This window comes from Gemmatimonadaceae bacterium (assembly GCA_030647905.1).
Classification (GTDB): Bacteria; Gemmatimonadota; Gemmatimonadetes; order Gemmatimonadales; family Gemmatimonadaceae; genus UBA4720.
Window position 1 is genome coordinate 516,952 of record JAUSJA010000026.1, and the last position, 18,855, is coordinate 535,806.

Consider the following 18,855-nt stretch of genomic DNA (forward strand, 5'->3'; position numbering starts at 1 on the left):
GCAGGAATACGACTGATCGCTCCGGGCAGAGGTAACCGGCGGCGCCTGTATCAGGCGGCCGGAACCCGCTCGGCACGATGAGCACCGTCTTCGCGTCGCAACCGGGAGTGCCTCCGCAATAACGGGATTCGCGCCGGACAGTACATTCTCCGCATGCGCGATTTCATCGCCAGGCAGAACAGCGAGCGTCTTCGTCAGCGGTTGTCGGCGGGAATCAGGGTTCGCGAGCCGGCGGCATTCGGGAAACTGGCGCGATCGCTTGTGGAGATGGCGCTCATCACCGGTATCGTGGCGCGCGTGTACCGCGCGATGGTGCTGAGCCGTTCCTCGGGCGCGAGTGGCGCCTACATCGCAGTGGCGCTGACCGTCGGCGCACTTTTCCTGCTTCTGATGGCGACGCTGCACCTGAGCCGTTATCCGCTTCGCGACTGGACGTGGCGCGCGCCGGTATTCGCGTTCGCCGAGGGCGGGTTCGAGATGCTGACCAGTCTCGCGTTGATTGGGATGTCGCGCGAGCCGCTCGGCACATCCGCGGCGCATCTGCGCGACTGGCCGGGAATGGCCATCGGCACCGTCGGATGGCGGGTCTTCACGATTTCGTTGTTCGCGCTCCTGCTGGCGGGTGTCGTGAAGTGGGTGCGCTACGTGCTGCTCCGAAAGGAACATGCGGCGTGGACTGACGGGACGGTGAAGGCCGGAATTCGCGGCGAGAGCTTCGTGGAGCGGCGCCGCCCACGCTAGGGTCCTCCCGGGAACCTCGTTATAATTCGAAAGCAGGCATTACAACAACAAGTGGGGTTACGGGATGTACGATGAGAGAATTGTCACGCCGATGCGGCAGGAGCTCACGCGGCTCGGTGTCGAAGAGATGCGGACACCGGAAGAGGTGGACGCCAAGCTGAAGGATGCCAGGGGAACGGCGCTCGTAGTGGTCAACTCCGTCTGCGGCTGCGCTGCGCGCAACGCGCGCCCCGCCGTGGCGAAGGCACTCGAGCATGCAGTGAAGCCCGACGCGCTGACGACCGTTTTCGCCGGCCAGGATATACAGGCCGTGCAGCGGGCGCGCAGCTATTTCACCGGCTACCCGCCTTCCTCACCGCAGATCGGGCTTTTGAAGGACGGCAAGCTGGTGTTCATGCTCGAGCGCCATCAGATCGAAGGACGCACGGCGAACGAGGTCGCCGAGGATCTGGTCGGAGCCTTCGATAAGTACTGCGAGGGGACCGTGGCCGTACAGGCGATGGCCTGATCGCTTGAAGGCGTTCTCGGTTGCAGTTATTTAGTATTAATAAGTGACTAAAGTTTACCGAGAGTAGCTAATCCACCGTCCCATCTCCCTCATCGTCGGCCGCTTGCCGTACATCAGCAGCCCCACCCGGTAGATCCGTGCGGCCAGCCACGTCGCGCCGAGGCAGGCGAGAATGAGCCCGATCAGCGTGCCGACCAGCTCGTACCACGGCACACTCCCGAGACTCAGGCGCAACGGCATGATGATCGGCGCGGAGAAGGGAAGCCACGACATCACGCTCGCCAGCCGCGAAGTCGGATTGAGCAGAATGGGGTTGATGAAGATCGCCGTCGCCACGAGCAGGATCAGCATTGGCTGCACCGCCTGCTGCGCTTCCTGCTCGGTGTTCACGGACGACCCGACTGCCGCGTAGAGCGACGAATAGAAGATGAATCCAAGCACGAAAAACAGCAGCAGCAGCAGCGCGAGTCCGATCGAGATCTCGGGGAGCGCGAAAGGCATGGTGCTGATTCCGAACTTCTGAAGTATCGGCTGCCGCAGCTTGAACATGATGACGGTGGTGATCACCCACAGTATCTGCTGGGTGAGACCCACCGCACCGACGCCGAGGATCTTGCCCGCGAGCAGCGTCTCCGGGGGCACACTCGACACCACGACTTCGGCCACGCGGGTCGTCTTCTCCTCCAGCACTCCGCGCAGGACGTTCTGTCCGTACAGCACGATGGACATGTACAGCAGGAAGGCGATCGCGCCGGCGAAGATGATGCTCACGGTGCCCGATCCGCCGCGCCCCTTGTCCGTGATCCGCTCGGAGTTGAGCCGGAGTGGAATGAACGTCAGAGCGGTTACCTTGCTGGAATCGATTCCGGCGTTGGTGAGCCGCTGCGCCAGGAGCGCCTCCTTGACGGCCGCCCGCAGCCGTTCCATGTCGCCGAGCGATGTGGCGTTTCGGCCGGAGTAGCTCGCTTCCTCGCCACCGATGGTGCGGCTGTCGGCGACGAGATATCCGCTCAACTGCCTCGCCATCACCTGCCTGGTCGCGGTGCTCTCGGCCTGCGTGAGCTCGCCTGGCTTGAGCACCACCACCTGCGGAGGAACGGAGCCCGGCTCGCGGCCGCGGCTCATCACGTCCGCGATGCGCTGTCCGATGCCAGTGGTGGTGGCGTCGAGGATCCGTGTGTTGGTGAACTCGGCGGTCGACTTCGACCGCTTGGCCAGGACCGCCGGAACGATGATCATCGCCCCGAAGAAGAGCGGACCGAAGATCGTCGCGAAGATGAACCACTTCGTGCGGACGCGCTCGAGATACTCGCGCTTGATGATCGCCCAGAGCTTAGCCATGTCCAGTCATCCCCATTTCAACGCCGGCGGCCCCGACTCTCTCGAGGAATATCTGATGCAGCGACGGTTGCACGATCTCGAATCTGTTGATGGAAGCCCCGGCGGTAACGATCCTCTGCAGAAGAGCCTGCGGATCTGCACCCTTCGCCAGCTCGATCTCGAAGTATCGGTTGGAGTCATCCACCCGGTCCACCAGCGATCTGTCGCTTAGTACCGCGGAGACGGCGGCGGATGGCTGGCCGCCAAGGCCAAGTGCAATGTTGCGCGTGCCGTGCGACTGTTTGATCTCGGTGATCGAGCCGTCGAGAACCTTCTCGCCCCGCGCGATGATGCACACCGAGTCGCAGATCCGCTCGGCGTTGTCCATCAGGTGTGTGCTGAAGATGATCGTCTTGCCGCGTTGCTTGAGCTCGACGATGGTGTCTTTCAGCGCCTGCGTATTGATCGGGTCGAGTCCGCTGAACGGCTCGTCGAGGATGATGAGATCGGGGTCGTGCAGCAGTGTGCCGATGAACTGTACTTTCTGCTGCATGCCGCGGGAGAGCTCGTCGATCCTGGAAAGTCCCCAGTCCTTTTCTGCCGTCTTGAGGTCCAGCCGCTCCAGCCACTCGGTGATGCGACGGTCGGCCACGTCCCGCTTCATCCCCTTGAGCTCGGCCAGGAAGCGGAGGATGCGACGAACCTGCATCTTGCGATATAGCCCGCGCTCCTCGGGGAGGTATCCGATGTGATCGGTGAGCGCGGGGTCGTTCGCGGGGCGTCCGAGAATGCGGATGGAGCCCTGATCCGGAGCGATGATGTTGAGGATCATCCGGATGGTCGTTGTCTTCCCTGCGCCGTTCGGCCCGAGAAGACCGTATACGGCTCCGCGCGGAACGCGAAGCGACAGATCGCGCACCGCGACATGCTCGGCGTAGCGCTTGTAGGCGTTATCTATTTCTATGCTGAAGTCGGCCATGTAGTCCAGGTTCTCGCGTTGCCGTACAATATAGGTGTGACATTCCCGGAACGCGGTTGACCGCGAACAGAGTTTACAGGTCGTTCGCACATGCGTTCTCCCGGGACCGCATCCGCTTCGACCGGAACGAGTTGGCGGGCGCGTTTGGCGACATCGGCACCGATTTGCCTCTGCTGGTGGGGATGATTCTCGCGGCGGGTCTTCACAGCGCGAGCGTGCTCGTGATGTTCGGGCTGATGCAGTACATGACCGCGATATCGTACGGCATGCCGATGCCGGTGCAGCCACTCAAGGCCGTCGCGGTGATCGTGATCACACAGAAGATCGCGCCGGGCGTTCTGTACGGCGGCGGTCTGGCGATCGGCATCGCGATGCTCGCGCTCACCGTGACCGGCGGAATTGACTGGCTCGCGCGTGTGGTGCCGAAGGCGGTAGTGCGCGGACTTCAGCTCGGGCTCGGAATTCAGCTGTCGTTGCTGGCGCTCCGCGACTACGTGCAAGCGGACGGCCCTCGCGGATATGTCCTCGCTATCGTCGCATTCGCGCTCATCATCGCGCTCTTCGGCAATCGCCGCTTTCCGCCTGCGCTCCCGGTGATCGCGCTCGGCATCGTCTACGCGCTGGTATTCAAACTGAGCGGCACGGACTTCACGGCCGCAGCAGGGCTGACGCTGCCGCGCATCCAGCCGGTGAGCACGGCGGACATGGTAACCGGGTTCCTCGTGCTCGCGCTCCCGCAGATACCGCTCTCACTCGGGAATTCAGTTCTCGCCACGCGCCAGGTGGCGGAGGACCTGTTTCCGGAGCGACGGATACGCGTGAAGCGCCTCAGCCTGACCTATGCGCTGATGAATCTCGTGAATCCGTTTTTCGGGGGCGTGCCGACCTGCCATGGGTCGGGCGGGCTCGTCGGGCATTACACGTTCGGCGCGAGGACGGGCGGCTCGATCATCATCTACGGCTCCATTTTTCTCGTGCTCGGGTTGTTCTTCGCTCACGGATTCCAGCAGGTGGTGGAGGTATTTCCGCTACCGATGCTGGGCGTTCTGCTCTTCTTCGAGGGTGCGGCACTGATGTTGATGGTGCGGGATCAGGCCGGTGACCGGAACGATCTGTTCATCGCTGTGGTCGTCGGGCTTATCGCCAATGGCGTTCCCTACGGCTATGCCGTCGCTCTCGTGATCGGGACGCTCTTATCATACCTGAGACGCGCACCGGGCAACGCAGATTCGAAGTAGAGCAGGAAGTGTCGAGCCGCTACCTGAGCTCGATGTTCCGGGTAGTCGCAGCCCTCTGGCCGCCTGAATCTCCCGCTTCGATACGAAGCACGTACTTCCCCTTCGGAATCAGGGACAGGTCGAGAACCACAGACCTGGCGGTGACACTCCCGAGCGCCGCTGTCTCGTGCCACGAGATCTTCAACGGGCTGCTTCGCGAAGCGAGGCCGATTGATTCACCAAGGCGGCGGAGCGCTCCCGCCGGGACGCGGGTGAGTGTGAGCGAAACGGGGAGGGCGCTATCGGTTCTCACGAGTCCGTACGCTTCCCAGTAGAGTCCGAGCTTGCGGCGCGCGACCTCGGTACCACCGATCGCCGTTTTCATCGCCGCGCCGAGATCGCCGGCTTCGCTCTCCACCGGCTCGAACAACAGAACGTCCGACATCGTCACCGCGCCTTGCTCGTGCAGGGAAAGCATGAGCCCGGTCCTCTTCCATGCGGCGCGCCGCTTCTCCGTCGCGATGACCTCCAGACTCATGATGGCCGGCCGTGAATCCACAATCACGCTCACCGCCGACCTCGTCCCCTCTGTGAACCCGATGTACGGACTCGAGTTTTCGTCGCGCGCGATCACCAGCGCCGCACCAACGCGCGATGAATCGAGGTCGGCACTATGCGACACGTCGTACGCCACCACGACGAGCGCCGAATCCCCACGCCGGAATACCGCCACCTGCGGATCGAGCTTGAACACGCGTTCCGCCATCACCGGCGCGTAGCGTTCGGCGGACGCATTCGTGTCGAGGTCGAACGCCACCACCGGGACGGAGTCGAGACGCAGTGACACGGGGATGAAATGATAGTTGGGCGTCGCCTCGTGTCCGGAAATCGGTCCGTTGTACGGATCCATGGATGAGCCGCGGTCTCGAGTCCAGTAGCGTGCCCAGCCGTACCGCACGATCATCTCGCGCATGTCGTTCGCCCATCTGAGGTTGAACGTGTTGCGCGCCGGCTCTAGAATGCGCGCCATGGTGTGACGCGCGTAGTGCTCTGTTCGCCTGTCGTTGCCGGCAAGCGACCAGAATGGGTCGGCCATCCACCACAGGCGCTCGGCGACCTCCTCGTTGCGGCCGCATCCCACCCGGCCGAACCGCTTTCGCTGATCTGCGTCGAGAATCGGCGACATATCGGTCCACCGGCACCGCTCGGACGCAGGCATCGCGCGGAGCGCACGTGTGAACGCGCTGTCGGACCCCGCGCCCGACGCTGTCTCGTGAAGAGCGAGGCCCTGGAGCGCGGCGCACCACCACTCTGATGCCTGGCATTCGTTTGCCACTCTCACCGCGGCGGTGTCGTTCCCGGACTCCAGGAGATAGCGCAAACGCTGGCCGGTTATCCATCCGTCGCGTGGCGACTTTGCGGCTGCGCTGTCGAGAGTTGCGAGGAGCGCTGTGCGAGCGCGCCGGATGGACCTCGGGTCCTTTGCCTCGACGGTGTCATCCTCCGAATTCCATTGGCAGAAGCGGCCTATGCGAGCGTCGCAACGATGGGGGTCTCGTCCGCCAAGCTGGAACGGGAGATTCTGGCGCCGGACACTCTCGAAGCGCTCCTGTGCGCGGACGACACGCCGGTGCACCCGGGCCGAGTCGCTCTTCTGCTGTGCAGCAGCGGGATGGGAAGCGAAGACTGCAAGCGCTGCCGCCGTCGTCGTGAGGAATCCCGTCGCATGAAGGAGAGAGGCCCTGCCAGCGCGCATCGCTACATCCCCGCTTTCTCTGCTATTCCGCGCGCTTCGCCAGTGCCGTCTCGAGTGCGTTCCAGGCGAGCAGCGCGCATTTTACCCGTGCAGGAAATCTGGCGACTCCGCTCAATGCGCGCAGCGACCCGAGCGCCGCATCGTCCGCCGCCTGCGCGTCGCCCATGACCATGCTGCGGAAGCGCGCGCTCAGCGCCTCGATCTCGGCGACGCTTTTTCCCTTCACGAGCTGTGTCATCATGGACGCCGACGCCTGCGAGATGGAGCAGCCGCGCCCGGAGAAGCTGAGATCGCCGATCGCATCACCGTCGTAGCGGACGTGAACAGTGATCTCGTCGCCGCAGAGCGGATTCTTCATCACCACCGATGCATCCGGGTTCGCGATCTCACCCTTGTTGCGTGGACGGCGGTAGTGATCGAGGATCAACTCCTGGTAAAGCGCGCCGATCTGCGCCGAGCGGTCAGACGGCGGCATGTCCGAAGATCTCCTTTGCCTTCATGACCCCTTCGATGAGCGCGTCGAGGTCGGTGCGGTCGTTGTAGATGTAGAACGAAGCACGGGCTGTCGAGCTCACGTCGAGACGCCGCATGAGCGGCTGCGTGCAGTGGTGGCCGGCGCGTATGCAGACGCCGTCTCCATCGAGAATCGTCGCGAGGTCGTGGGGATGCACGTCGCTGAGGGTGAAGCTGATGACCCCGCTCCGCAGCGATGGCACGGGTCCGTATATCGTCACGCCGTCGATGGCGGAGAGCCGCGCGTACGCTTCGGCTACGAGCTCGCGCTCGTGCTTCAGCACCTCGTCCATGCCGATCGCGTCGAGATAATCGGCGGCGGCGGCGAGGCCAACGGCGCCAGCGGCGTTCGGCGTCCCCGCCTCGAACTTGTGCGGCAGGACATTCCACGTCGTCGTCTCGTCGTAGACGAACTCGATCATGTCGCCGCCCATCTGGTACGGCGGCATCGCCTCGAGCAGGTCGCGCCGGCCGATCAAACCGCCGATACCCATCGGCCCGCACATCTTGTGGCCGCTGAAGGCGTAGAAGTCCACGCCCAGCTCGTCGAATCCGACGCGCATATGGGGAACCGCCTGGGCTCCATCGCATACGACGATCGCCGATGTCCGCTCCCGGGCCATCCGGACGATCTCGGCGACCGGATTGATGGTGCCAAGCGCGTTCGACACGTGGTTGAACGCGAGGATCTTCGTCTTCGGCGACAGCAGGCCGGCGAGACAGTCGAGGTCGAGCTGCCCGTCCGGCGTCAGCTCGCAGACCTTGAACGCCGCCCCCTTCTCGATGGCGAGCTGCTGCCACGGGACGAAGTTGGAGTGGTGCTCGAGTGCGGTGACGACGATCTCGTCGCCGCGCGAGACATTCTGGCGTCCCCACGACGACGCGACGAGGTTGAGCGCCTCGGTGGTGCCGCGTGTGAACACGAGGCAGTCAGGGTCGCCAAGGCCGAGGAACGTCGCCATCCGGCTGCGGGCGTGATCGTAGCAATCGGTGGCGGCGACCGAGAGCGCGTATGCGCCGCGGTGAGGATTGGCGTAGCTCGTCTCGTAGAAATCGCGAATCGCATCGAGGACGACAGTGGGCTTCTGTGCGGTGGCTGCGGAATCCAGGTAGTGGAGATCCGGGTTGGATGCGAGCAGCGGGAAATCGGCTCGTCGGCTCATCGGGTTTTCTCCGCGTGCGATGCGTGTTCGGGGACGGGATGCAGAGCGCGAAAAGGCCCTCGCCGCACGGCGTGCGACCGTGCTTAAACGACTGTCTGGCAACGACATACGCCATGTTTGCCTAACGCCGGTTCGCTTGACTATCCCGACAAGTTTACTTAGGATTCAATCTACGTCACGAAGTGCCGTAACGCCAAGGAGTTAGGGATGAGCTCGGCAATCGAATCACTGGTCGGTCGGGAATATCAGTACGGCTTCGTCACCGACGTCGAGGCCGACACGATCGGTCGCGGACTGAGCGAGGATGTGGTCCGGCTTATCTCTTCAAAGAAGAACGAGCCGGCGTTCATGCTCGAGTGGCGTCTCAAGGCCTATCGCCGCTGGCTGACGATGAAAGAGCCCCACTGGGGCAACCTTCATTACGATCCGATAGACTACCAGAACATCATCTACTATTCGGCTCCGAAGAGCGTAAAGCCGCTCCAGAGCCTCGATGAGGTGGACCCCGAGCTCCTTCGCGCGTACGACAAGCTGGGGATCTCGCTGACCGAGCAGAAAAAGCTCGCCGGAGTCGCGGTGGACGCGATCTTCGACAGCGTCTCCGTCGGCACGACCATGAAGGAGGAGCTTTCCAGGTACGGGATCATCTTCGGCTCCTTCGGCGACGCGGTCCAGAATCATCCCGAGCTCATCGAGAAGTACCTCGGCACTGTAGTCCCGCACAGCGACAATTTCTTCGCCGCCCTGAACGCCGCGGTGTTCAGCGACGGCTCCTTCTGCTATGTGCCGAAGGGCGTGAAGTGCCCGATGGAGCTGTCCACCTACTTCCGCATCAACTCGGCGGACACGGGACAGTTCGAGCGGACGCTCATCATCGCCGACGAGGGCGCATCGGTCAGCTACCTGGAGGGCTGCACCGCGCCGCGCCGCGACACGAACCAGCTGCACGCGGCTGTCGTCGAGCTGATCGCGCTCGACAACGCGTCGGTCAAGTACTCGACGGTGCAGAACTGGTACGCCGGCGACACCGAGGGCAAGGGCGGCATCTACAACTTCGTGACCAAGCGCGGAAAGTGCGCCGGCGTCAACTCGAAGATCTCGTGGACGCAGGTCGAAACCGGCTCGGCGATCACGTGGAAGTATCCGAGCGTGATCCTGCAGGGCGACAACTCGACCGGCGAGTTCTACTCGGTGGCGGTGGTGAACAACCACCAGCAGGCGGACACGGGCACGAAAATGATCCACATCGGGAAGAACACGAAGAGCAACATCGTGTCGAAGGGCATCTCGGCGGGCCACGGCAACAACTCGTATCGCGGGCAGGTGAAAATCCTTCCACGCGCGACGGGCGCACGAAACTACACGCAGTGCGACTCGATGCTCATCGGCAACGAGTGCGGCGCGCACACGTTTCCGTACATCGAGGTGCAGAACAACACCGCGACGCTGGAGCACGAGGCATCCACCTCGAAGATCGGTGAGGACCAGATCTTCTACTGCAAGCAGCGCGGGCTGAGCGCCGAGCATGCGGTGTCAATGATCGTGAGCGGGTTCTGCAGAGAGGTGTTCCAGAACCTGCCGATGGAGTTCGCCGTCGAGGCGCAGCAGCTGCTTGGCATCACGCTCGAAGGATCCGTCGGATAGAAGGGCCCGGTCACCGGGCCGTCGAATAATTCAACCAGAAAGACATACAAGTGCTTGAAATCAAGAACCTGCACGCCGCCATCGGCGAGAAGGAAATACTGAAGGGAATAGATCTCACTGTCAACGCGGGCGAGATCCACGCAGTGATGGGTCCCAATGGCTCTGGCAAGAGCACGCTGGCGCAGGTGCTTGCGGGACACCCCGGTTACGAGGTCACTGAAGGCGAAGTGCTGTACGACGGACGCAACCTGCTGGAGATGGACCCCGAGGTGCGCGCCCAGGAAGGGATCTTCCTCGCGTTCCAGTATCCGATCGAGATTCCCGGCGTCACCAACGCCTACTTCCTGCGCTCGGCGTACAACGAGATCCGCAAGGCGAAGGGGATGACTGAACTCGATCCGCTCGAGTTTCTCGATCTGATGGACGAAAAGACGAAGCTCATGGACATAGATCCGGCGATGATGAATCGCTCGGTCAACACGGGATTCTCCGGTGGTGAGAAAAAGCGGAACGAGATCCTGCAGATGGCGGTGCTCGAGCCGCGTCTGGCGATTCTCGACGAGACGGATTCCGGGCTCGACATTGACGCGCTCAAGGTCGTAGCGAATGGTGTGAATGCCCTTCGACGCCCTGACAATGCGACGATCGTCGTCACGCACTACCAGCGGCTGCTGAACTACATCGTTCCCGACTTCGTTCACGTTCTCGCGAACGGCCGGATCGTGATGTCGGGTGGCAAGGAACTGGCGTTCGAGCTCGAGGAGAAAGGATACGACTGGATTCCCGGTGCAGCCGCGTGAGTGAAGCGGTGATGCAGGCGGCGCCGCCTTGCGAGCCCGGGTGGCTGCGCGACTTTCGGCGTTCCGCGATGGCCCAGTTCGAGTCGAAGGGATTCCCGACGATGAAGGACGAGGACTGGCATTTCACCAGCGTCGCTCCGATTGCGGAGAGAACGTTCGGCGTCGCGCACCCGGGAGCCCCGGTTTCCGCGGACGTCCTGAAGCGGTTTGCGCATGGGCAAGACTGGCACACGTTCGTCTTCGTGAACGGCTGGCTGGAAAGCAGCGCGGACAGCCTGCCTTCGGGAGTGACCGTCGGCGGTCTCGCCGACGCAATCGAGAACAGCGCCGAGCTCGTCGAGCGTCATCTTGGTAAGCTTGCGACAGCGGAATCGGGTGCGTTCACCGCGCTCAACGCAGCGCGGGCGACCGATGGCGCGGTGATCCGCATTGCCGCCGACGCGGTCGTGGACAAGCCGATCCACCTGCTGTTCATCTCCGATTCCGGCGCCGAGGGCGCGGCGGTGCACACCCGCAATCTCGTTTTTGCGGAGCGACATTCGCAGTGCACGCTCATCGAGAGCTACGTGAGCGTCGGCGGGGACAGCTACTTCACCAACGCGGTGACCGAGGTCTACGTCGCCGACGGGGCGCGGCTCGGCCACTACAAGCTGCAGACCGAGAGCCGCAACGCGTTCCACGTCGGGACGGTGCAGGTGCATCAGTCACGCGACAGCCGCTACGAGTCGTTCTCGTTCGCGACCGGCGCGAAGTTGTCGCGCACAAACGTGTACACCACTCTTGCCGGAGACGCGGCAGAGGCGGTGCTCAACGGGCTGTACATGGTGGACGGCTCGCAGCACGTGGATCACCAGACGCGCATCGAGCACGTCGCGCCGAACTGCCCGAGCCACGAGCTCTACAAGGGCATTCTCGACGGCAACTCGCACGGTGTGTTCAACGGGAAGGTGTACGTACATCCCGAGGCGCAGAAAACCGACGGAAAGCAGACCAACAACAACCTGCTGCTGTCGGATGCAGCGCGGATTGATACCAAGCCGCAGCTCGAGATATTCGCCGATGACGTGAAGTGCACGCACGGCGCTACGGTGGGGCGCCTGGATGACACGGCGCTGTTCTACATGCGGAGCCGCGGGATCGAGCCGGCGCAGGCGAAACGGCTGCTTACCTACGCGTTCGCTGCTGATGTTCTGGAGAAGATCGAGCTGGAGCCGCTCAGGGAATCACTCGAGGCGCAGGTCCTCGAGCGATTCACTGGCTGAACTGCAGAACTGCTGAACTGCAGAACTACGTAAGTTAGAACTACCCGGCGACCGGCTGATGGCTCAAGACTGCGCGGTGGGCTTTGGGCTTGGCTGCGAGGTTGGCCCAAAGCCCACTGCGCCTCACCAAGCCCACCGCCGGTCGCCGGGTAGTTCCATCGTTGTTCTTCAGGTGCCGCCCGCAAGCGTAACACCAGCCCAAGCAGTGCCTGCGGATCGATCGCCCGTCGGCCGGAATCCCGAACCATTTCCTCTGGGCGTGAGCTGCTCGTATCGTCCCGCGATCCAGAAAGCTGCGGCGCTGGAGCTCTGCCATCTGATCGCGCCCGAAAATGCCTGCGACATCGAGCCCGACGTCTCGATCGCCAACTCCGGAGCGAAGAACCTCTTGTAGATATCTCCGCGGGAGAGCGGCGAAGGAACCGAGCCGTTCACGGAGTAACCCGCGATTGCGTAGCCGCCAATCACGAGCATCCGCGGTGACAACAGTCGGCCGAGCTCGATCAATGCGGACGGCGTCACTCCATCGACCGTCGTGCTGACCTTAGCGATCGCATCGGTTCGCACTCTGTGTTCGGTCTCAACGCCCAGACCAAATGCTCCCGTCCACCTGCTTGCGCCGGGAGGAATGCGGATCTCTCCGTGCGCCCGTGCCGATCTCTCCTCCGCATCGAAGCCTTTGCGCGGCGGAAGTACCTGCTCGGCGTGCCCTGTTAACGACGTCAGAACGGCGTCAGCGGTTACCAGAGCGCGGCCATGTATCACGGGAAGTTGCAGCGCGATGCCACCGCTTCCGCTCGTCGTTGCCCAGAGATCTGTCGCGGGATTGTCCTGGTTCTGGCTCGTCAGTCGCTGGCGGAAATGTCCTCCGCCTCCGTACGCAACCCATCGGAACGCGCCACTCCGTCCTCCCAGGCTGACCTGACCTGACCGCGACTCATCCAGCATTCTTCGCGAATAGAACAGATCGGTCTCTCTCGGCAGAATTTCCCGGTAGCCTTCCAGTGCGTAGAGCACCCCTTGCTGCGCATACTCGAAGAGGCTGATCGACTCCTTTCCTCCATTCCAGTTTCCCACAAGTCCTGCCTGTAATCGATCATCATTGAAGGAGCGAACGACCCCAACCCCGACGCCTGACTGCACGGTCCGATTGCGTCGCGCAAACGGCGAAGAGATTGTTGCAGTGTTGCGTGTATCGTAACCGAGCGAAAGCCCGAGCCCCCAGTTTCCCAGTCGCCATCCGCCCGCGCCTTCGAGTCGGGCACGGCTCTGGCGAACGGCCGACGTTGAAGAATCGGTGACGACGAATGGGCTCGACCCGTACGGATCGTTCACGTCGCTTCGGGTGCCGGGATTCTTGATGTTGCGGTTGAAGATCGTCCGGCCGATCAATGCGCCTCTCTTCTCGACCGGCTGCCATCCCATGCCGGAGATCTGCGTGAGCCGCGTCGCAGCCGGATCGAGCGGACGCCGATACGTGCCATCCTGCGTCGAGCGCGCCGCAGCGATGTCGCCTCGCTTGTCGCTCACGTCCCACGGGAGTGCGGCGGGATTGGCGGCACTCCAGAATAGTCCGACCTTGGGCGCAGGCATGAGCAGCGACGGCAATGCAACAGACGCGCTTGGTAACTTCCTCGGCAGATCTCCCTGCGGTGTCAGCGGGCTCCACGTTTCGAGCCACTGAGGAAGATCACGTCCTGATGCGACGCTGAGTGATTGCGCATCGGCAACTGAGACCGGCAACGCCGCTGTTACGATCGAGCCGAGGACGATCAAACCATGAGCTCTCAGCGCCATGCGAAAAGCGCCTCCAACGGCATCGTGACCTCGAGCCCGAATCGTGTTGACTGATAGAAGTTCGGCGCTCTTCCGCCGCCTCCGAATCTGCCGATCTTGTCGAACGCATTGAAGGCGTAGAACGACAGCCGACCATCGAGGGGAAGCGTCTTCGCCGCCTGAAAACTGAACAGCCAGTCGCTCGCGCCATTCTGTCCCGCAGCGATTACGTTGCGACGTGGAATACGGATCGTGAAAAATTCAGGGCGGTTCTTTTCTGTCTCGGGGACAGGCACGAGCGAGCCACCGCGTGTCACGTAACCGACGAACGAAAGGGTGTCCGTGCGGCCGATGTTCTGTTTCCTGTCGCGGAGCGTGTGTTGAATCGTGCCGGTCAAGGCGAGGCCAACCGCGGGCTGGTGATGTATGACTCGCGTGGCCAGCAGGAGGCGTTGACCCGTACGAGCGATCGGATCGTAGTAGGGCGAACGTGGCTGATTCTGCGCGATCTGGAATTCGTCGAAGTTGCCCGCGAACTCGAGCCCATCCTTATCGAGACGACTTTTCACGAGCGCGCTCTGGAATTCGACTCGCGTCCGGATTGGCGTTATCTCCGGAAGGCCTGCCGTCAACTCGAACCCGCTGCTGGTCTGGTCCAGGTTGTTGGCGCGGCGGTCTATGAGTACGGGCACCGAATCCACCGAGCTCGCGGGCTCGACAATGACGGGAGGCTTTCCCGAGCCGGGAGCGGTGTTGGTCAGAGTAAAGTGCTCGCGCAGAAGAAACGTCGGCTCGGCCCTGATTCCAACTCCTCCAGTGAGCTTCTCCCGGAAGGCGACGAAGCTGAGATTTCCGCCGCGGCCGAATCGCATCTCCAGTCCGGCTTCGGCCTTGTCGGCAATGGAGTAATGCAGGTCAGGATTGCCGGGGTCGAATGTGGACGTGGTCAGAACAGCCAGCCGCTCCGCCGGATTGTTGGCGAAGAAGTTCACGTTGATGACGTCGTAGTACTGAAGTGCAGGATACAGATCATCGAGCGACGGGAGTTTCGCCACACGCCCGGCACCAGCGCGCAACCGCAACCACGGGCGCGGCGCAAGCTCCGCATTGAGGCGTGGCTGGATTACACCGTCACGCGAGCCCGGTGCCCAGGTGCCTCCCTGGTGCAGCACGTCGGCACGAACTCCGCCTTGGATGTTGAGGAGCATTCCACTGGCGAAGGAGCGCGAAAGCCGGTCGTCGAGATAGAAGGCGCTAGTCGCGAGAGCCGGAATCTCAGCGTATGTGCGCGGGCGCGCGAACCCGCGCGCGCCATTGAACTGATCCTGGGGTGGAAACTCGATGTCAAACTGATATCCCGCGCCCGAGTTCACTTCACGGCGCAGTTCGCCGCCGAGGCGAATGTCGTGTGAGAAACCGAGCATGTCACGGGGACTGCTCAGCTCAGCGCGTGTATAGAACATTTGCGGCTTGCCGTCCACGTTCACGCGCGCGTTGTAGATGCCCGCCACGTAACGTCCAATCTCGCGGCCCGGTGTGGTTCTATTGGTCACCGGTGTCGTGGACCGCAGCTTGTTCTGCCGCGAGAATGATTCCTGGCGTCCGGCATCGAATGCCCCCGTGAGCTCAAGGCGAGAGCGCTGGCCTATACGGAGCCGTGCGCGCTCAGAGATGCGGAGCCCGGAATCTCGAGATCTTGACTCCATACCCGGGAGTGCTGCCTGCTCCGGCCGCTGATCGAGCAACTGGAAGAAATCGGCGCGCGTATCGAGAACGAGCCGGGCATCGAGCGGGCTGCCGTCGAGCACTGACTCACCGGTTCTCTGCCCGAAAATGGCACGATGGGCGAGTTGGCTGGAAAAGTGCGTTGCTTGGTCGTCGCGGGTGCCGCTGGGCACCCGTGTACGTGCCAGATCTGCTGTCACGCTGCCGGTCTGGTGTGGGCCCAGCCGTGTTCCCCCGACGATGCTTGCTTCGGTGGTTTGCGCATCCGCGCGGAGCGATGCTTCGGGAGGAATTACGCCTGCCCTTGTGTCGATGATGATCGCGCCCTGGGTGAGATCACCGAATCTCGCGGACGGAATTCCGCGGATAACCTCGACACGCTCGATGGTCGTCGCCGGAATTCTGCGAAGGTCGATGCCACCGCCCGCCGAGCTGCTGAAGCCGAGCTCCGCACGTGAGCCGAGTGACTGCAGGTTGGCGTTGTTGGACAGGGGAACGCCGTCGAGGATGATCAGGGTTCCAAACGCGGCGAGCTGCTGGGCAGAGCGATCGGAGGAGCCGGGGTCGCCGCCGGAAATGGGCACAGCCCGAAGCGATATCTGCTGGACGTTGTCGAGGCCGGGCGCCTGGAGAGGTACGCCGGGAAGAAGCTCGAGAATTCCGGAGAGGCTTGCGGCTGTCTGGTTCTTGATCGCTTCCTGCTCTATGACGCTTGCTGTGCCGAGCTCTCCGCGCGCGCGGCTGGCCGGATCGGCCGTCACGGTGATGCCGGTAAGCTCCAGCGCGTGCTTCGCCATCGCGATGTTCCGCCGGAGCTCACCAGTCGCGGGAACGACGATGTTAATGCGCGTAGGTGCATAGCCGATGCGTTGCGCACGGAGAACCTGAGGTCCGGCGGGAGCGCGCCCTATGCGAAAAGAGCCCGTGCTGTCTGTCGTAGCGCCCACACGGGTTCCTTCGAGTGTGACGCTTACCCCGACGAGTGGACGGCTGGTGCTCGCTTCGGTGACCTGGCCGGTGATGTGTGCTTCACCGGCCGCTCCTCCCTGCGCGAAGGCTCTCGAGGAAATCGAGGTCATCGAGCCAATGAGCGTGGCGCCGAGAACCACATACTCAAGCCGTCGTGCGATCGTGAACTTGTCAGTCTTCATATGCTGCATCTTCTCCATCACGGACTCTCGCGAATATGCACGCAGGTAGTGCGGTATGTCAGCCCGTTGATCGAGCTGGAACACGTGCCGTTGGCGACATGGCCTGCTTTTCGGTCGCCGCCGGAGGAGCAGGCGGCCGCAGCGCTTCGTTGACGACTGAATCTTCTACGGCCACTAACTCGATGACTCCGCTTCTCGAGTAGAGAATTCGTCCTTCGGAATTCAGAATCAACGTTTGCGGTACGACTGCTGCGCGCGAAAGGCGTACCAGTTTGCGTTCGGGAAAGACGAGCAACGGAAACGGGAACTTTCCCCTTTTCTGAAATCGCTTTGCTTCCGGAAGAGAGTCCGGAGTGAGACCGAGCACCGTTATTCTGCTCCGAGGCTGTGAGTTGAGTCGCGCTGCGATTCTGCGCCAGGAAGGAATGGTCCTGCGGCAGTACGGGCAGGCCAGTCGGTGAATCTGATTCTTCGCATTGTCTTTCCTGTGGTGTGTGCCGGCAGCCGAGGGGAAATCGGACTGCATTGGTGAATGCGTTCACAGGAGATGACGGAAGATGGTTACCACGTGGGGATGTAACCCACATCCGTCAACAAGGCAGAGGGAGAGACGTGCTCTTTCCTCATGAGCGGCTCGACCGCTCGTCCATTCTTCATGGAGAGAAAAATGCGTAGGACAAAGCTGGTAGCGAGGGCGGCTCTGCTGTTTTCGCTGGTTGGGAGCCTGACGTTCGGCGCGTCAGAAGTTTTCGCTGCCGATCCCGCGAGAACATGTCCGAACGACGGGTACAACGCGTTCGGTGAGTGCGTGAGTTTAGAGAATTGCCAGTTCCTCTGCGAAGGTGTCGGGGGCATTCAGGGCAATTGTATCTCCGCGAACTGCTGCTTCTGCGAACACTGAGGTCAGAAGCCGGCTCGGTCATATGACCGAGCCGGCTCGCGGTCTTGTGCGGGGACGTTCCGCGTTGGTATCATCCGAATAACCTCAAGGAGCTCGACATGTCAGTCTGGGGTAAATTTCGCGGTGCTATGGCCTCGCATCATATTGCTGGGCTCGCCGCTTTCCTGGCACTGGGCTGCTCAGGCGGGGAAGTGAAGATCGTCGATCCGCCCCCCACGGGCAGCTCAGGTCTCAAGATCACCATTGCGCCTGAGCCTGCAGATCAGTCGTTCGCTCAACTCCTCGGCTGGACCAGTGGAATTCCTGGTGCTGAAATCAGAGTCACTCCGCTCGATTCTACCGTCGGCCGTTCTCAGACCTTCACTGCCGACGCCTCTGGATCAGCTTCAGTTTCGGGCCTGGCACCGGAGCAATACGTTGTCGAAGCGAGGAGACTCCTGTCCGCATCTGAACTTGCAAAGTTCGGCACGGGGCGTGACCCGACAGGGTTCGCAGGGAGGGGAACGATTCACGTTTCTCCGACTGTGTCATCGGCCATTGTCACCATTCCTGCCAGCCGCCGCCGATCACTCCTGATTAACGAAGTGTCCTGGCAAGCTGTGTTCCAAGCCCTGCCGGATGGAGCGACCTACTACGATAACGGCTTCATCGAGATGTACAACAACTCGGACACGATTATCCACCTGGATGGGATGACCATCGGACAGCCAATAAATATCTTCCGTAACTACCCGGACTTTCCATGTTCGATGTTCGAGAGGTTTCGCAACGATGCGACGGGAATCTGGGCTCAGGTCATTTTTGTGTTTCCCGGAGCGGGGCAGGATTATCCACTGGCTCCCGGGAAGCTCGTGGTTGTAGCGCAGGACGCAATTGACCATTCCGGTATTTTCCCAGGGTTGCCGGATCTGAGTGGCGCCGCTTTCGAGTTCACTGGAAGACCCGGCGATGTAGATAACCCGGCTTCCGCGAATTTGATTAGCCGTGGGGGTTACACTGCTCCTCACGGGATGCTGAATATGTCGCTCGGTGGAACCATTTTTGTTGCAGCTCCTGTCAACTTTGCGGACCTGGAGAGTGGGCGTGATCCGCGCAATGACAATGTTCTCAGTAAATTTCCGGCGGCCACGATACTTGACACCTTCTCCACCGTGTTCCCAAATGACGACTATCCTGAAAACCCATATTGCTCGGAGCTTGTGAACCGCGCCTTCGACCGCGAAACCGGGAAGTTCTTCTCAGAGTCACGGGGTAGCTTCCAAATCTCCCAATCACGCAGATCGATAGGCGTCACGGCCGACAGCCGGCCAATCGTTCAGAGCACGCGTTCGAGTGCGATGGATTTTGTGAACGGCCCTTTCAGTCCAGGAAGGATGTAGCCGCCCGAGTTCGGCTGAGG

The 18,855-nt window shown here is 62.1% G+C and carries 14 protein-coding genes; 7 read left to right on the forward strand and 7 right to left on the reverse strand.

The annotated features are described in order from the left end of the window. Positions 1–153: 153 nt before the first annotated feature. Together Q7S20_08595 and Q7S20_08600 are read left to right on the forward strand one after the other, a co-directional pair. Positions 154–741, forward strand: coding sequence for a hypothetical protein (locus Q7S20_08595; GenBank protein ID MDO8501890.1), 588 nt, complete (start codon positions 154–156; stop codon positions 739–741). Positions 742–805: 64 nt separating this feature from the next. Continuing rightward, entirely contained in the window at positions 806–1,249 is a 444-nt protein-coding gene (locus tag Q7S20_08600; protein MDO8501891.1) for a BrxA/BrxB family bacilliredoxin, read from the forward strand. A gap of 54 nt (positions 1,250–1,303) precedes the next feature. Here Q7S20_08600 and Q7S20_08605 read toward each other — a convergent pair whose 3' ends face one another. Then, positions 1,304–2,590 carry an ABC transporter permease gene (locus Q7S20_08605; GenBank protein MDO8501892.1) on the reverse strand — a complete coding sequence of 429 codons (1,287 nt, stop codon included), beginning with the start codon at positions 2,588–2,590 and terminating at the stop codon, positions 1,304–1,306. Next, the gene (locus Q7S20_08610; GenBank protein MDO8501893.1) at positions 2,583–3,548 is read right to left on the reverse strand and encodes an ATP-binding cassette domain-containing protein; all 966 of its coding nucleotides are present in this window, start codon (positions 3,546–3,548) and stop codon (positions 2,583–2,585) included. The genes Q7S20_08605 and Q7S20_08610 overlap by 8 nt, the downstream gene beginning before the upstream one ends. 56 nt (positions 3,549–3,604) lie before the next feature. Here Q7S20_08610 and Q7S20_08615 point away from each other — a divergent pair, with 56 nt between their 5' ends. Continuing rightward, positions 3,605–4,786, forward strand: coding sequence for a putative sulfate/molybdate transporter (locus Q7S20_08615; GenBank protein MDO8501894.1), 1,182 nt, complete (start codon positions 3,605–3,607; stop codon positions 4,784–4,786). 19 nt (positions 4,787–4,805) lie between these two features. Here Q7S20_08615 and Q7S20_08620 read toward each other — a convergent pair whose 3' ends face one another. From Q7S20_08620 to Q7S20_08630, 3 genes are read right to left on the reverse strand one after another with little or no spacing between them, the layout of a single operon-like run. Next, the gene (locus tag Q7S20_08620) at positions 4,806–6,521 is read right to left on the reverse strand and encodes a hypothetical protein (protein MDO8501895.1); all 1,716 of its coding nucleotides are present in this window, start codon (positions 6,519–6,521) and stop codon (positions 4,806–4,808) included. Positions 6,522–6,543: 22 nt separating this feature from the next. Further along, the gene (locus tag Q7S20_08625) at positions 6,544–6,996 is read right to left on the reverse strand and encodes an SUF system NifU family Fe-S cluster assembly protein (GenBank protein MDO8501896.1); all 453 of its coding nucleotides are present in this window, start codon (positions 6,994–6,996) and stop codon (positions 6,544–6,546) included. Continuing rightward, complete coding sequence (locus tag Q7S20_08630) at positions 6,983–8,197, reverse strand: SufS family cysteine desulfurase (protein ID MDO8501897.1); 1,215 nt, start codon at positions 8,195–8,197, stop codon at positions 6,983–6,985. The genes Q7S20_08625 and Q7S20_08630 overlap by 14 nt, the downstream gene beginning before the upstream one ends. 207 nt (positions 8,198–8,404) lie before the next feature. Between Q7S20_08630 and sufB the strand changes: the two genes are divergently transcribed. From sufB to sufD, 3 genes are read left to right on the forward strand one after another with little or no spacing between them, the layout of a single operon-like run. After that, positions 8,405–9,841 (forward strand): Fe-S cluster assembly protein SufB, encoded by a 1,437-nt coding sequence (gene sufB, locus Q7S20_08635; protein ID MDO8501898.1) that lies wholly within the window; start codon positions 8,405–8,407, stop codon positions 9,839–9,841. 50 nt (positions 9,842–9,891) lie between these two features. Next, positions 9,892–10,641 carry a Fe-S cluster assembly ATPase SufC gene (gene sufC / locus Q7S20_08640; GenBank protein MDO8501899.1) on the forward strand — a complete coding sequence of 250 codons (750 nt, stop codon included), beginning with the start codon at positions 9,892–9,894 and terminating at the stop codon, positions 10,639–10,641. Further along, on the forward strand, positions 10,638–11,903 hold the full coding sequence (gene sufD, locus Q7S20_08645; GenBank protein ID MDO8501900.1) for a Fe-S cluster assembly protein SufD: 1,266 nt from the start codon (positions 10,638–10,640) through the stop codon (positions 11,901–11,903). Before sufC ends, sufD begins: the two co-directional genes overlap by 4 nt. Positions 11,904–12,071: 168 nt before the next feature. Here sufD and Q7S20_08650 read toward each other — a convergent pair whose 3' ends face one another. After that, positions 12,072–13,700 (reverse strand): hypothetical protein, encoded by a 1,629-nt coding sequence (locus tag Q7S20_08650; protein ID MDO8501901.1) that lies wholly within the window; start codon positions 13,698–13,700, stop codon positions 12,072–12,074. Next, complete coding sequence (locus Q7S20_08655) at positions 13,691–16,555, reverse strand: TonB-dependent receptor (GenBank protein MDO8501902.1); 2,865 nt, start codon at positions 16,553–16,555, stop codon at positions 13,691–13,693. Before Q7S20_08655 ends, Q7S20_08650 begins: the two co-directional genes overlap by 10 nt. A 999-nt stretch (positions 16,556–17,554) precedes the next feature. On the opposite strand from Q7S20_08655, the gene Q7S20_08660 reads away from it, so the two are divergent. Continuing rightward, positions 17,555–18,835, forward strand: a complete 1,281-nt coding sequence (locus Q7S20_08660) for a DUF4876 domain-containing protein (protein MDO8501903.1) — start codon at positions 17,555–17,557, stop codon at positions 18,833–18,835. Positions 18,836–18,855: the final 20 nt, after the last annotated feature.